Below are 13,367 nucleotides of genomic sequence, written 5' to 3'. Positions count from 1 at the left end.
GTTGTCCTATAACTTCTGATGGAGGGGGAACTCCTCCTTCCGTTATATCTATATAGATTTATTAGATTGGACTTTGTAACTGTTAACCAGTAGTCGTTCTTGACTACACCATTATTATACTAGGAGGGATAAATTTGTCGAAAATGTACACCTGTGAAGATGTTGCTGAAAGATATGGTGTTAAAGTAATCACCATATGGGACTGGATTCGAAAGAAAAAGCTTCCGGCTGTGAAAATCGGAAGAGAATACAGGATTCGTGAAGAAGATATCAGAATCTTTGAAGAATCCAGATGTACAGTTCCTACATGCAATAATAGTAACACTATCACTGTCCAATAAAACGGACTTTCACCACAGACAAGTGGTAAGTAATGGAAGGAGGGTAGAGGAAGTGGAAACGAACAAGATTGAAAGCATAGTCGTTATTCCAAATGAAGGGATTCTGATTATTAATGGTGAGAAGAAGGAGAGAATTTCAAAATTATATTTGGAGTTTATCAACGGAAGGTGGGTGCTGTCATTTGAAGAAAATAAACAATTTGAGGCAACAGCACCCGGTTGGAATTAAGGAATCAGTTTTGAAATGAAATCGGTTAACTCTACGATACCATTTTTGAAACGATTTTCCATATAAGTAATAGCTTCAGAAGTAAGAATAAACTTTCCAGAAACCCAGATATCAAGAAAACCCATTTTTTTAAGCTCACGGGCAATTTCAGTACAATCATCTGGGTGCCATTTTGACAAAACAGGGTCATTCTTGAAATATTCACTGCTGAATAGACTGGATTCAGCTATGGAATTTCCAAGTTTTCGGCGCTGAAGATATTCCTTATAGATACAACAAATCATTTTGTCAGCATCTTTTGTCATTTGCTTTTTCCTTTCTTATAGACTCGGCGCGGCAACGCCTGTAACTACATTATAAGACGGTAAAAAGCATAAAGCAAATTGGAAGGAGAAGAAAAGTGGACAATGTAGTATCAATTCACGGGCATGATATCCGCCTGCGGGAGTACAACGGGAAGCGTGTTGTTACTTTTAAGGATATCGATGAGGTTCACGAGCGGCCCATAGGAACCGCCAGCCGGAATTTCTTAACAAACCGCCAGCGTTTTATAAATGGCGTTGATTTTGTAAAAGTAAAATCCAGTGATTTCCCGATCAACGAAATTCGTGGAACGGAAGTCAACAACAATGGCCTCACACTAATTACTGAGTCGGGGTATCTGATGCTGGTGAAGTCGTTTAATGATGAACTGGCATGGAAGGTACAGAGGGAGATTGTTGATTCCTATTTCAGAAGAAAGGAAGCGGAACCTGCGGCGCCGATAAAAGTGCTTCCAATGGAGCCGACAACATATCTTGAGGCCGCCCGCATTATGGCAACGGTGCCCTACAGTAAACGGGAAGTTATGAATATTCTCAAACATTTGATTCCTGATATTGACGCCGGGGCGACAGCGGAAAATCCCGCGATTCCTGTAGTGAACAAGGAAGAAACGAAAAAGCCGGAATGGAAAGAGTTTTACAAGCAGGGCGTTCCAGTGGATACGTCAAAGCTAAAAAAACATCTGAAACAAAACAAAGTGAGTGTTGCAGAAGTGGCACACAGAGCCGGAATAAGCGACTCTACGGTCTACAACATTCTGAACGGCAAAACCCGGCCGACAAAAGAAACAAAGGAAAGAATATGCTCCGCACTTAAAAAAGATTCTGATTGGCTTGATCCATAGGAGGTGCGGCATGTATTTGGAGGAAGAAGTAGAACACCTTAAGCGGCGGGTGGATGAACTGGCTGCCGAGGTGGAGAAGTGCCGCCGGGTAGAGTCCTGGGTAACGGTACAGGAGCTTGCAGAGATTATGCAGACAAGCCCTGAAAACATATACCGCCGGATTAATGCCGGCAAGATAACTGCGGACAAGTCAACAGGTAACTGGCGGATACCGCTTTCACAGTTTCAGAAGGAAACAAAACCTGCGGTACCGGACCGGATGCTTTCTGCAAAGGAAAAGATATTTGGCAAAGAGTTTCTGCGGGAAAATATCCAGAAAGGAGGTTGACTATGTATATTCCTGAGTTTTGGTGTGGCGTAGGGGCCACGGTCATTACGGAAGTGTTGCTGATAATCATTATAGCGGTGTGGCCGCCGCGGAAGAAGTAGGTGAAATATGAAGGTAATACAGGCATTTTCCTTCCTGGCCCTGATGCTGGGAGCCGGCGGGATAGAGAACCAAAACGGAGAGCTGCAGCCTGCGGCCATAGGGATTATGATTGTGGCCCTGGTGGTGATTCTAGCAGTCTCTTACAAAGAAAAAGCTCCGGCCTGCGGGAACAGGACACGGAGCAAATAGGAATAATCTCAAGTGCATTATAGCACATGGAAAGGAAGATGTGAATGCGTACAACAAAAATTAAAATTAGAAATCTGTATGGAATAAAGGAATACGACGGGGATGGCAGTTCTGTGGAGCTGCGCGGAACAAATGGAGCTGGAAAGACTTCTGTAATTGATGCCATACGTCTTGCGCTTACCAATAAGTCTAACCGTGACTTAATTGTAAGAAACGGGGAGACAGAGGGAGAAATTCTTATTGAAACAGATAATGGGCTTCGGATAAACCGAAAAATTCGGACTGATAGGTCCGATTACAAGAGTGTAAAAAAAGACGGACATGAAGTAGGTAGCCCGGAAGCTTTTCTCCGCGATATTTTTACTCCGCTGCAATTGAACCCGGTTGAGTTTATGAGCTGGGATGCCAAAAAACAAAATGCTGCAATCCTTGACATGATTGAATATCCCTGGGATATGAACAAAATAAAGGGATGGTTTGGGGAAATTCCTTCCTGGGTGAATTACGAACAGAACATTCTCAGCGTGTTAAATGATATCCAATCAGAAAATGGAGAGTATTTCCAGAACCGGCAGGACATTAACAGAGATATCCGCAATAAGAGAGCTTTTGTAGAGGAAATCGCAGCAGTTATCCCGGAGCATTACGATGTTGAAAAGTGGGAGAAAGCAAGCACCGGAGAAATTTATCAGAAAATTGAACGCATCAGGAAAGAGAACGAAGAAATCCAGAAAGCAAAAACTCTTTTGGAAGGCCGGAATAACAAGGTACGGAAATATGAAGCCGACCGTGAAATCCGTAAGGCAGCGTTAAATACGGAGTTTGGGAACCGTAAAACCCAGATTGAGAAAGATATATCCCGTCTGCAGGAACAGATCCGGGCGCTGGAAACAGAGCGTGATAGCCTTGAAGAAAAGCTTGCGGACAAGCTGGCCGTAGTAGAACAGGAATACAAAGCTAACATTGCACAGTATGATGCAGAGGTAGAGGCCTACAGCGAATACCGCGGAAAAGAGCCGCAGGATGTATCTTTATTGGTGAAAGAAGCTGAAGAAATGGAACGCATGAAGTCCCATATTAATGAATACCGCAGGATGCAGGGATTACAGCAAGATATTAGAATTCTTTCTGAAAATTCCCAGCATCTTACCAGCCTTATCGAAAAGGCCCGTTCACTTCCCGGGGAAATCCTTACAGAATGTAAAATCCCCATTAAAGGACTTTCCATAAAAGATGGGGTGCCACTTATTAATGGTCTTCCTATCAGCAATCTATCAGACGGGGAAAAACTTGACCTTTGCATTGATGTGGCAATCCAGAAGCCTAATGGTTTACAGCTTATTCTTATTGACGGCGTAGAAAAGCTTTCAAAAGGGCTGCGTGATGCTCTTTATAGAAAGTGTCAGGCAAAAGGGTTACAGTTTATTGCTACGCGCACAACCGATGATGATGCATTTACCGTCGTTAGTTTATAGGAGGATTAACTATGGAAGAAATAATGGTAACTGAAAAACATGAGATTACAACACCATTCGCAGATGCGGATAGTTTCCAAAAATTATATGATATCGGGAAAATGTTTGCCAGCAGCCAGCTTGTACCCCAGAACTTTCAAGGGAAACCGATGGACTGCGCGATAGCGGTTGATATGGCAAATAGAAATGGAATGTCCCCAATGATGGTAATGCAAAACCTTTATGTTGTTAAAGGGAAACCTTTATGGAGTGGTCAGGCATGTATGGCCATGATCCGTGCAGCAAAAGAGTTTAAAAATGTAAGGCCGGTATATACGGGGGAACGCAATACCGATACCTGGGGATGTTATATTCAGGCTGAATATAAAGAAACCGGTGAAATTGTTAGGGGTACGGAAATAACAATTCAAATGGCAAAGGCGGAAGAGTGGTATCAGAAAAGCGGAAGTAAGTGGAAAACAATGCCTGAACAGATGCTTGCATATCGGGCGGCGGCTTTTTTTGCCAGAGTATATATTCCTAATGCTCTTATGGGAGCTTACGTTGAGGGAGAAGTGGAAGATATCGCAAAGAATGAGCTTTTAGAAACAGATGAACCGTTAGGAATACCGGACGAAATTGTTAAAGAAGCGGAGGAACACTTTATATGAAGCTTACACAGGAAAATTATTTTTCGCCGGAAGCTGACAGGGAATACCTCTCTGTCAGCCAGTATAAAAAGTTTGTTGGTACTATGGGGCGTGTAGGCTGCGAGGCGGAAGCAATGGCCTGCCTGAATGGGGAGTGGGCAATGAAGAAAACAACCTCCCTTCTGGTTGGCAGCTACGTAGATGCGCACTTTGAAGGGACGCTTGACCTGTTTAAAGCACAGAATCCTGATATTTTCACAAAACAGGGGACATTAAAAGCAGAGTATCGAAGGGCAGAGGAAGTAATTAACCGTATTGAACGTGATGATTATTTTATGCTTCATATGCAGGGCGAAAAACAGGTAATTATGACCGGAGAATTATTTGGTGCAGAGTGGAAAATAAAAATGGACAGTTATTTTCCCGATACACTTATTGTTGACCTTAAATGTATGAAATCCCTGCGGGAAGCAAACTGGGTTAAGGATTCAGGCTACATGAATTTCATAACCTATTGGGGATATGATCTGCAGGGGGCCATATACCAGAAAATAGTTGAAATTAATACCGGGAAAAAGCTCCCTGTGAAAATTGCGGCAGCCTCAAAGGAAGAGTATCCAGACATTGCGGTTATACAGGTGGAACAAAGTCTTATGGATGCCGCGCTGGCGGAAGTGGAAAGCAATGTGCCGAAAATATTGGCTTTAAAGAATGGAGAAATAGAACCTCTGCGTTGTGAAATGTGCGATTACTGCAAACATACCAGGGTTTTGACGCATTCCATATGGACAGAAGATCTGCTGGGGGAAGTGTGATGAAAAAAACAAATAGTATTGTTACCGAATATTCAGGCATATGTTTCTGCTGCGGACGCCCTACAACCGAAGAGCATCATCTTCTTTTTGGCGACAGCATCCGGCGTCTGGCAGAAGAGGACGGTATAAAAGTTCCTTGCTGCCCTTACTGCCACACGCAGAACGATGTAAAAAATCGGATACATGATAATCCGATGGCTGAGAAATTGTCTAAAATTGCCGGGCAGCTTGCATGGGAAAAACATGCAGTATCCCAGGGAATGACGGAGGCGGAGGCCAGGGAGGCATTCCGAAGGAAATATAACAGTTCATTATTATAAAAAAGGAGAGATTCATAATGGCAAAGTATAAAGTTGGTGATATAGTGACAATCCGCCAATGGGAAGATATGGCGAAGGAATATGAAACAAATTCATGTGGAACTATTGAGATGCCGTGCAATTTTGTAAAAAGTATGAGGTATATGTGCGGAAACAAATATAGAGTGGACGATGTGCTAGATTCAGGGAATTACTGCATAGATGGGTGGACTGTTTCTGACCAGATGATTGTTAATGAACCAAAAAAACAGCAGCTTGTAATCTATCGGAAAGGAAACGCAACAATAGGCATTCTGAAAGAAAACGGCAAGGAAGTAAAGAGGGCAGCAGCAAAATTACATCCAGATGATACCTATAATTTTGAAACAGGCGCACATCTTATTTTGGATCGTATTTTTAAAGATGATGCCATTGTGGAACCACTATATAACGGCAAGGTGGTTTGTTTATCCAACACAAACAACATTAGCAAGTATACGGTCGGTAAAATCTATGAATTTAAGGAAGGGCGTTTTGTCTGTGACGGAGGGCACTCAACGCCGAGGTATGCTGTTCATACCTTCGATGAATGGAAAGCCTCTAGTTCTGCTGAATGGCTTGAAATCAAAGAATAAGGTGTAACGCTGAAAGGCTTACATATATTTGCGAGTGCAGGGACGATATATCACGAGCCATAGCCTCCTATCTATGGGCTGGGCGGTGCCATAGCCGCCCAACGTCCCGCCGCAGGAAGGAACATTTATGAAAATACAATTATTTGAGGGTTATTTTATAGAACCCGATCCTCTTAACCTTGCATTGAAACAGAAATATACCGGGCAAGTAAAGAGGGAAAAGAGCGGGATGGCGAGAGAATTATTGGTTACTGGGGCCGTGAAAACCTTCCAGGACTTATCAAACGCTTTTGCAGCCTTGTAGAGGTGCCAGAAGGTAACGACAGGATAATTTCCATGAAGGAATACGCGAACGTGGTTACACAAAGCCATAAAAGGCTTGAGAGCTGGTTAAAGGAGAACTATGAAAGAATACAAACTGATATTGAAAGGAACCCTTCCGGGCCTGAATGATTACCTGCGTGCTGAGAGGTCATTTACACGCCGTGGAACCAAGGGACATAGCTGTGGTAATGACATGAAGCAGGAATGCCAGATGCTCATAGCAAATGCTATCCGCCTGCAACTTAAGAGGTTAAGGATACATAACCCGGTATTCATCCGATACAGTTTCTATGAACCAAACCGGAAACGTGACCTTGATAATATAGCAGGTGTAGCCCACAAGTTTGTCCAGGACAGCCTTGTAAAGTGTGGAGTATTGGAGAACGATGGTTGGGACAATATCACAGGCTTTTCAGATCAGTTCTTTCTCGACCGACACAATCCGCGAATTGAGATTGTAATACAGGAAGAAGGTGAATGAGTGTTTATAGAGAACTACATTCCATTTGGTTACAAAAATCGGATATCAAGAGAAACCCTGGAGGCGTTAACTCGTCAGAGAGATCGGACAAACCGGGAGCGAATAGCAGAGGCTTTACAGGAACGAAAAATCTTGATTGTAAATATAGATAATGCTTATTTCAGGCCTGATGGAAGCCCAGGGGACACTCTTAAGGCAGAAGCATACTACCGGAGAGAATGCGCACGCACAGGAAGCTGTAAAAAGCGTTGTGATGCTATCAGGGAATGCCTTAAGCCCAAGAAACAGGATGAATTGTCTAAGAACCAGATAGATATTTTTCAATGGCTGGGCGGTGGCTGATATGGAGAAGAAGAACAGCTTTGTATTGTACACCGACTACCGCAGGCAGTTTGACCTTCTTACCGATGCAGAGCTGGGGCAGCTTATCCGGGCCGTGATGGATTATGTGGATACCGGACAGCCTACTGACCTTCCGGCGGGACCGCAGATGGCTTTTGCTTTTATCTCAGCGCAGATAGACCGTGATACTAAAAAGTACCAGGAAGTGGTTGAGAAAAGGCGGGCTGCCGGAAGCGCCGGGGGAAAGCAAAAGGCAAGCAATGCCAAGCAAAACATAGCAGGTCTAGCAAATGCTAGCACATGCAAGCAAACCGTAGCAAATCTACCTGATAATGTAAATGATAATGATAATGTAAATGATATTAAAAAGAAAGACACTAAAGTGTCTAAAGAAAAATCGTTCATACCGCCGACCGTGGAGAATGTAAGGGAATATTGCCAGGAGGGTGGATACCGGGTAGATGCTGAGTGCTTTGTTGACTTTTACGCTTCAAAAGGCTGGCTGGTTGGGAAAACAAAAATGAAGGACTGGAAGGCTGCGGTACGAAACTGGGCGCGGAATAACCGGAACGAAGGTCATGCCAGCAAGAAAGCTACCGCGGCAGACAGATATAATCGCGGGATTATGAAAACGGAGGTAGACGTGGACGCACTGGAACGTGAATTGCTGGGAGGTGATAACTAATGGCGGAAAGAAAATACATTGTGTTTTTAGGCAAGGATGAGATCGGGATATACACCGCCCAGGAGATTCACGAGCAGTTCGGGATTCTCAAGAAAAATGTCTGTAAATATGCATATGCGGGAACACGTTACCGCGGACAATACAGGTTTGTGACCGTACAGGAGCCCAAAAAGTTGCCCGTAGAAGTACGAGAGGAGTGGCAGGAAGAGTGGGACGCTGCAGCCGAGGTTATTCGGGATGTTATCGATGTTGAGAAGCTCATCCGAGAAAAATGGGATAGCACGGTGCGCCCCTTCCATAGGCCCAGCGATAGTATATGGCGCTTTTAAAGCCTCATACGGGCGGTATTAAGTGTGAGACGAAGAACGTAAGGTATAGATGTTTTTAAGCGGCGTACGAGCCGCAGAAAGAAGTACAGATGGATTTAATAAACAAACAGGCAGTGCTTGAAATCATAAATAGTTACGGAGGATGTGACGCCACGGATCCATGTGACAGGCATTGCGATACTATGATGGGCTCTTTATACGCTGACATTGAGAGCCTAGAAACAATAAGTTTCAGCGGAAAGGAAGATATGTCGCATGAGTAGATTGTTGCCAATCCTGTTTAACACCGAAATGGTTCGGGCGATATTGGACGGTAGAAAGACGGTTACGCGCCGGGTAATTAAGCCGCAGCCGGAACCTGAACAGATATACAAAATCGGGTACTGCATTGCTGGGGATAAACGAAACATTGGAAAGTATGGATTCGGAACAAATGAGTACGGAGGCAGGATTTTATTCGTTAAACCACCTTGCAAGTATGGAGATATCCTGTATGTCCGGGAAGCATTCTGTCCAAATTATTTTGACGAAGGTTTGGCGGGATACAGGGGAGACGGTTTGAGAGGTAACAGAACTGCATATAAAGCAGATTACCACAGGGAGACAATTGGAGATGTTGTCCCTGAACCGAAATGGCGCCCGTCCATCCACATGCCAAAAGAAGCGGCCCGTATCTGGTTAAAGGTTACGGATGTACGGGTGGAACGGTTACAGGAAATAAACGATAAAGAAGCTAAAAAAGAGGGGGTTCCGCTAGAAAAAGAAATTACTTATATAGGAGAAGGATTTCAGACAAATGATTTTGCGGAATTATGGGATTACACCATAAAAAAATCAGACTTTGACCGCTACGGATGGGATGCAAATCCGTGGGTATGGGTAATAGATTTTGAACGGTGCGAGAAACCAAATAATTATTATTTAGGGGAGAAACAAAATGCAATTTGTGATTAATGGAATGAAATATAACACTGAAAACATGGAAGAGGTGGCGGAGGTTAGAAAATGGTATCGAGTAAATAATTTCTTTTTCAGCGCCATGTGTACTGGAAAAGAGATTGGCCGGGAGTACCAGTGTAAATTATGGAAATCTGCAAAAGGGAACTGGCTTTTGACCCATGAAAGAGATTATGGGGAGATATTCGGAGAAGCTATACAGGAAGAGGAAGCAAAGAAACTTTTAATGAATTATGCAACTGCCATTTATGAAACAATGTATGAGAAATTGCCGGAAGCGTAACAGGACAAAAGTTATTGAGCAATTGAGGGTTTAAAGGAGAAAAAATAATGGTAAAAGGAAAAGCGAAGTTAATATTTGGAACTGGGGATATTATGATGACACCTGTTCTTCACATTGAAAATGATACTCCTCGATATGGCATGTTAGCATTTAAAACAACAGAACCGCACGAAATAGGTTCATATACGAGGAATGACAATGGATATAAGTTGTCAAATGCAGATACATTGATGGTGTTTTACAAGGTGGAAAGCATTGATGCTTGTATAGAGAGGCTTAATATACTTAAAGAAATGATGCTTGGGAGCACAGATGATGTGATGGAATTGGATGTGGTAGAAACCGAGAATGATTTTATCATCTAAAATTAGGATTTAGGCTAGTAGGCCGGGGAGGTGAGAATTATAAGATTCTATTACGAAAATTGCATGGGTGATAGTGGTTATTTTACAGAGAGAAAAGATAATATAGTCAATGCAATTTATTCAGCGTGGAACATAGAGGCCATCTTATATATTGCAGAAAAGATAAAAGATAATAAGAAAAAAGAAAAGATAACTTTGATTTTCTCTCCTCATGAAGATAATGAAGTCAATAATGAACTATTGAAACCATATGGCTTATATATGGTGGATGGAGAAAGATATAGGGAACTACATTGGATTAAAGATAGAAGCTTAGCAAGAAGTCCTAATAATTGGTCTGAGTTAAAACTGTTAAACTGAGGATTTAACATTTTCAGAAAGAGGTATATGGATGATAAAACATCTGAGAGTATGGGAGACAGAATACAAAACCCATCCTACACATAATGGAATTGTTACACAAGGTTTTTTTGATTATCCAGATGGCATTTACAACAAATTGAAAGAGGACACGAAGCAGTTTAACTACGGTACAACTTTCCGCATAGAACGGGAATATCCAAAAGGAAAATGGCTGTTTTTATGTCTTATGGATGTTTCTGTTCCTTTGAAAAACTGAATTGAGGATTTAACGGAGGAATGAAAATGTATAAAGCAAAAAATGTTGATACTGATAAGGCACTTAAGTATATCAATGATAGCAGAAGATATCAGCAGCAGGCGGAAACTTTAGCAATTACTTCTGCGCAAAATATTATGAGGGAATTAGAAAAGGTCTTGATATTGCAGAAGAAATTTTTACAAGTATCAATTGCGAATCTAAGGAAGGAACATATCTGGATGGTGTTTCGGATGTCATATATGAACTGGCAAAAGAGCTGGATGTAAAAAGCGATGAACTGAGAGATGAATTGAGAGCTGGAAGGCTGTCTTTGGATGAAGCGTGTGGTAAATTTTCTGATTCTATTCGTGATAAGGGAAATGAGGATTTAGGCCAGAAAACGAAGGGGTGATATTATTGGTGGATATATCAATGCTACATGATATGGCACTTAATTTTGAGAATTATATTGAAATAGATTCCGAGCATCTTTGTGAAAAGAGAATTGAGATGTATGAAAAAAAAGATGCTGATATATTGCGGGAAGTGATTCCGGCCTTAAATGCGATCATATATGATGCAGAGAAATATAAGGGATGGATTTTAGAACAATTTGATAAGTGAGGATTTAAAGGAGGAATGATCGTGGATAAGATACCGTTTATTGTATTTTTGTATATAGATGCGGATGGACAACGACAAGTCTACAACACGGATTGGCCTACCCAATTCATAAGTGATTTTACAGATAAGGAAATTTCAGGGATTGGAGCCTTTCTTATCTGTGGGGTACCACAACCAGTTAAAACATTAACAGATGCATTTAAAATCTGTAATGGTTAATGAAGATTTATCGGGAGGGAGAAAATGAAAAAATGCGGGAACTGTCATTTTTTTAAAAATGGATGTGATTTTTCAGAAAGTAGCTTGCCAGAAGATATACTGGAAAATTATGTTGCCAGTAATGATTTCTTTTCAAAAAATGATTACGATAATGCAATGGAAAAAGCATATCAAATAAACAAAGAATATATTCAATAAGTGAGGATTTGACGGCAAAACCCGGGAGAGGAATGTGGTATGGGAAGAGCAAGAGTAGATATGCCAAAACTCCGTAATCAGTGTCGAACATGCGGCGAACGCAAAGGTGCGGAGTGCTCATTTGGATTTTCGGTCATGTGCAGACGTCAAAGCACAAAACCTTGTTTCAATTACAGAAAGCCTTCCGTAATTGAAGCAGCGAATGAATTGGCACATGCAGCTGGAATAGATATTAACTCATTAAAAACAGAAAATGAAGATTTAGGCCAGTAGTACGGGAGGAAATAGGATGGAATTTAACAGCCGCGCAGAGTTGCATCCATGCATGAAATGCGAATATGGAGAAGTGTGGAAAGAACAGGGTAAGCCTGCGGGAAATGTCTGTAAACACACCGAAGTCTGTAAAATCAAAGGTTTGTATCATGGGAGATATCATAGCAAGAAACGAGTACCGGATTGGTGCCCGCTAAAAAGCTAAGTATAATGAGGATTTAATGGAGGTGTCGGAATGCAGAAAAGAAATATAAAGTGCAGTGAATGCGAATTTTGCAAGGATCGGGGGCGGCCCGAAAATAGCAGACCGAGTTTTTGGTGCGAACATCCAGACACGAAATATATCGCAGATTACTTTTCGCATCATAGGATTCAGAAAATGGAAGGATTTCTGTGTTTTGGAAAACCGTGGTCGCATGAAGTTACGATTAAAACATCCCCTGCATGGTGTCCTAAAAAAGCGGATTAGCCGGTTAAACTGAAATTTAACGAAGAAGGTGAAGATAATGAGAAGAGATAGACAATGGAGAAAGCGTGGAACTTTCATTCCTGAAGAAACAAGAAATATTAACAAAATAACCTGCAAAGTATGCGGAAAACGGGTGTATCCAAAAGCAGAATATGTTGTCAGGGATAAGATTGTGAGTGGGGGAATCAATGCAGCATTAAATGGTAGTCCGAGCGAAAATGATATATATGATGCTATGGACTGCCCGGAATGTGGGTGCCAGATGGTGCTAAAAAAGCGTATGCGAAAAGTAATTAATGGAGAATAGGGATGATTATTAAGGTAGTAGCAATTACAGTATGCTGCATAATCGCAACTGGGTACATACTGGCCGTAACTGCTTGTATTAAGATGCGGCATGAGGAACAACTGTTGGATTGAAAACTGAATATATCAAAAATGGCAGCTCTTTATGGAGCTGCCAAAAAAATGCACATTAAAGAACATATGTTCGATAACTGGACAAAAAGCTGCGGTGCACGTCCCCCGCCAAGAGAATCATGCACCGCTTATGTCGCTGAGATTATTATACCATATTCTCGGCAGGAAGGAAACGGGTGTAGGTATGGTAAATTCTGGAAATCTAACAAATAAAGAGCTGGTAATACAAAGCGTTATTACTGCAATGTCAACTATTTTGGAAACAGTACAATTACAGGCCTTAGATAATGTGCTGCGGACGAAGCTTCATGGCCTGAGAGTCGAGGAAGAGAGCACCGAGCTGTCAACCTGGACAGATGATAATGATTATATGATTCGGATTTTCTGTGCGAATAAAAAGCTTGAGGGATGCAAGGAAAGTTCCCTGGCACAATACAGGCTATCGGTTCGCCAGTTATTCTACTTTTTAAATAAAAATTACCGAGAAATAACAAAGGATGATATAAAATACTTCCTGGCTGCACGTTCCCTTAATGTAAGCCAAAACACATTGGTAAATACAAAGCGTAATCTATCCAGTTTCTTCA

At 41.8% G+C, this 13,367-nt stretch carries 28 protein-coding genes and 1 pseudogene; 28 read left to right on the top strand and 1 reads right to left on the bottom strand.

What is annotated here, in order from left to right:
* The first annotated feature begins 143 nt into the window (after window positions 1–143).
* Entirely contained in the window at window positions 144–341 is a 198-nt protein-coding gene (locus FYJ45_RS24640; RefSeq protein ID WP_235931002.1) for a helix-turn-helix domain-containing protein, read from the top strand.
* Between the two features lie 52 nt (window positions 342–393).
* A complete protein-coding gene (locus FYJ45_RS24635; RefSeq protein ID WP_154467651.1) occupies window positions 394–570 on the top strand; it encodes a hypothetical protein in 177 nt (58 codons plus the stop codon).
* On the opposite strand, the gene FYJ45_RS24630 is transcribed toward FYJ45_RS24635, so the two are convergent.
* Entirely contained in the window at window positions 567–875 is a 309-nt protein-coding gene (locus FYJ45_RS24630; RefSeq protein WP_154467649.1) for a hypothetical protein, read from the bottom strand. The genes FYJ45_RS24635 and FYJ45_RS24630 overlap by 4 nt on opposite strands.
* A 95-nt stretch (window positions 876–970) precedes the next feature.
* On the opposite strand from FYJ45_RS24630, the gene FYJ45_RS24625 reads away from it, so the two are divergent.
* From FYJ45_RS24625 to FYJ45_RS33310, 26 genes and pseudogenes are all read left to right on the top strand, one after another.
* Window positions 971–1,738 (top strand): ORF6N domain-containing protein, encoded by a 768-nt coding sequence (locus tag FYJ45_RS24625; RefSeq protein ID WP_154467647.1) that lies wholly within the window; start codon window positions 971–973, stop codon window positions 1,736–1,738.
* Between the two features lie 10 nt (window positions 1,739–1,748).
* Window positions 1,749–2,066, top strand: coding sequence for a helix-turn-helix domain-containing protein (locus FYJ45_RS24620; protein WP_154467645.1), 318 nt, complete (start codon window positions 1,749–1,751; stop codon window positions 2,064–2,066).
* 108 nt (window positions 2,067–2,174) lie between these two features.
* The gene (locus FYJ45_RS24615; RefSeq protein ID WP_154467643.1) at window positions 2,175–2,357 is read left to right on the top strand and encodes a hypothetical protein; all 183 of its coding nucleotides are present in this window, start codon (window positions 2,175–2,177) and stop codon (window positions 2,355–2,357) included.
* Between the two features lie 44 nt (window positions 2,358–2,401).
* Window positions 2,402–3,832, top strand: coding sequence for an AAA family ATPase (locus FYJ45_RS24610; protein WP_154467641.1), 1,431 nt, complete (start codon window positions 2,402–2,404; stop codon window positions 3,830–3,832).
* A gap of 11 nt (window positions 3,833–3,843) precedes the next feature.
* Entirely contained in the window at window positions 3,844–4,482 is a 639-nt protein-coding gene (locus FYJ45_RS24605; RefSeq protein ID WP_154467639.1) for a recombinase RecT, read from the top strand.
* The gene (locus FYJ45_RS24600; protein WP_154467637.1) at window positions 4,479–5,276 is read left to right on the top strand and encodes a PD-(D/E)XK nuclease-like domain-containing protein; all 798 of its coding nucleotides are present in this window, start codon (window positions 4,479–4,481) and stop codon (window positions 5,274–5,276) included. The genes FYJ45_RS24605 and FYJ45_RS24600 overlap by 4 nt, the downstream gene beginning before the upstream one ends.
* Complete coding sequence (locus FYJ45_RS24595) at window positions 5,276–5,596, top strand: hypothetical protein (protein ID WP_154467635.1); 321 nt, start codon at window positions 5,276–5,278, stop codon at window positions 5,594–5,596. Before FYJ45_RS24600 ends, FYJ45_RS24595 begins: the two co-directional genes overlap by 1 nt.
* Before the next feature lie 17 nt (window positions 5,597–5,613).
* Window positions 5,614–6,210: a hypothetical protein gene (locus tag FYJ45_RS24590; protein WP_154467634.1), complete on the top strand. Its 597-nt coding sequence runs from the start codon at window positions 5,614–5,616 to the stop codon at window positions 6,208–6,210.
* 127 nt (window positions 6,211–6,337) lie between these two features.
* Window positions 6,338–6,514 carry a hypothetical protein gene (locus FYJ45_RS24585; protein WP_154467633.1) on the top strand — a complete coding sequence of 59 codons (177 nt, stop codon included), beginning with the start codon at window positions 6,338–6,340 and terminating at the stop codon, window positions 6,512–6,514.
* A 99-nt stretch (window positions 6,515–6,613) separates the two neighbouring features.
* A complete protein-coding gene (locus FYJ45_RS24580) occupies window positions 6,614–7,015 on the top strand; it encodes a RusA family crossover junction endodeoxyribonuclease (RefSeq protein ID WP_154467632.1) in 402 nt (133 codons plus the stop codon).
* Window positions 7,016–7,357, top strand: a complete 342-nt coding sequence (locus tag FYJ45_RS24575) for a hypothetical protein (RefSeq protein WP_154467631.1) — start codon at window positions 7,016–7,018, stop codon at window positions 7,355–7,357.
* A 1-nt stretch (window position 7,358) separates the two neighbouring features.
* Window positions 7,359–8,042, top strand: coding sequence for a DUF6291 domain-containing protein (locus tag FYJ45_RS24570; protein WP_154467630.1), 684 nt, complete (start codon window positions 7,359–7,361; stop codon window positions 8,040–8,042).
* On the top strand, window positions 8,042–8,371 hold the full coding sequence (locus FYJ45_RS24565; RefSeq protein ID WP_154467629.1) for a hypothetical protein: 330 nt from the start codon (window positions 8,042–8,044) through the stop codon (window positions 8,369–8,371). Before FYJ45_RS24570 ends, FYJ45_RS24565 begins: the two co-directional genes overlap by 1 nt.
* A 255-nt stretch (window positions 8,372–8,626) precedes the next feature.
* Entirely contained in the window at window positions 8,627–9,325 is a 699-nt protein-coding gene (locus FYJ45_RS24560) for an ASCH domain-containing protein (protein ID WP_154467628.1), read from the top strand.
* Window positions 9,309–9,611: a hypothetical protein gene (locus FYJ45_RS24555; RefSeq protein WP_154467627.1), complete on the top strand. Its 303-nt coding sequence runs from the start codon at window positions 9,309–9,311 to the stop codon at window positions 9,609–9,611. Before FYJ45_RS24560 ends, FYJ45_RS24555 begins: the two co-directional genes overlap by 17 nt.
* A gap of 47 nt (window positions 9,612–9,658) precedes the next feature.
* A complete protein-coding gene (locus FYJ45_RS24550) occupies window positions 9,659–9,976 on the top strand; it encodes a hypothetical protein (protein ID WP_154467626.1) in 318 nt (105 codons plus the stop codon).
* Between the two features lie 63 nt (window positions 9,977–10,039).
* The gene (locus FYJ45_RS24545; protein WP_154467625.1) at window positions 10,040–10,336 is read left to right on the top strand and encodes a hypothetical protein; all 297 of its coding nucleotides are present in this window, start codon (window positions 10,040–10,042) and stop codon (window positions 10,334–10,336) included.
* Between the two features lie 31 nt (window positions 10,337–10,367).
* Complete coding sequence (locus FYJ45_RS24540) at window positions 10,368–10,595, top strand: hypothetical protein (RefSeq protein ID WP_154467624.1); 228 nt, start codon at window positions 10,368–10,370, stop codon at window positions 10,593–10,595.
* Window positions 10,596–10,621: 26 nt separating this feature from the next.
* Window positions 10,622–10,864, top strand: a complete 243-nt coding sequence (locus FYJ45_RS24535; protein ID WP_154467623.1) for a hypothetical protein — start codon at window positions 10,622–10,624, stop codon at window positions 10,862–10,864.
* A 133-nt stretch (window positions 10,865–10,997) separates the two neighbouring features.
* Window positions 10,998–11,201, top strand: coding sequence for a hypothetical protein (locus tag FYJ45_RS24530; protein ID WP_154467622.1), 204 nt, complete (start codon window positions 10,998–11,000; stop codon window positions 11,199–11,201).
* Between the two features lie 21 nt (window positions 11,202–11,222).
* Entirely contained in the window at window positions 11,223–11,420 is a 198-nt protein-coding gene (locus FYJ45_RS24525) for a hypothetical protein (protein ID WP_154467621.1), read from the top strand.
* A gap of 24 nt (window positions 11,421–11,444) precedes the next feature.
* The gene (locus tag FYJ45_RS24520; protein WP_154467620.1) at window positions 11,445–11,618 is read left to right on the top strand and encodes a hypothetical protein; all 174 of its coding nucleotides are present in this window, start codon (window positions 11,445–11,447) and stop codon (window positions 11,616–11,618) included.
* A gap of 39 nt (window positions 11,619–11,657) precedes the next feature.
* The gene (locus FYJ45_RS24515; protein ID WP_154467619.1) at window positions 11,658–11,891 is read left to right on the top strand and encodes a hypothetical protein; all 234 of its coding nucleotides are present in this window, start codon (window positions 11,658–11,660) and stop codon (window positions 11,889–11,891) included.
* A gap of 65 nt (window positions 11,892–11,956) precedes the next feature.
* Window positions 11,957–12,088 carry a hypothetical protein gene (locus FYJ45_RS31545; protein ID WP_268890975.1) on the top strand — a complete coding sequence of 44 codons (132 nt, stop codon included), beginning with the start codon at window positions 11,957–11,959 and terminating at the stop codon, window positions 12,086–12,088.
* A gap of 309 nt (window positions 12,089–12,397) precedes the next feature.
* Window positions 12,398–12,667: a hypothetical protein gene (locus tag FYJ45_RS24510; RefSeq protein ID WP_154467618.1), complete on the top strand. Its 270-nt coding sequence runs from the start codon at window positions 12,398–12,400 to the stop codon at window positions 12,665–12,667.
* Window positions 12,668–12,811: 144 nt separating this feature from the next.
* Window positions 12,812–13,363 (top strand): annotated as a pseudogene (locus tag FYJ45_RS33310) (phage integrase N-terminal SAM-like domain-containing protein); the annotation flags it as partial.
* Window positions 13,364–13,367 lie beyond the last annotated feature (4 nt).

Source organism: Eisenbergiella porci (genome assembly GCF_009696275.1).
Lineage (GTDB): Bacteria > Bacillota > Clostridia > Lachnospirales > Lachnospiraceae > Eisenbergiella > Eisenbergiella porci.
The sequence above is the reverse complement of the archived record's forward strand: the minus strand, read 5'-3'. Positions and strand labels throughout refer to the sequence as shown.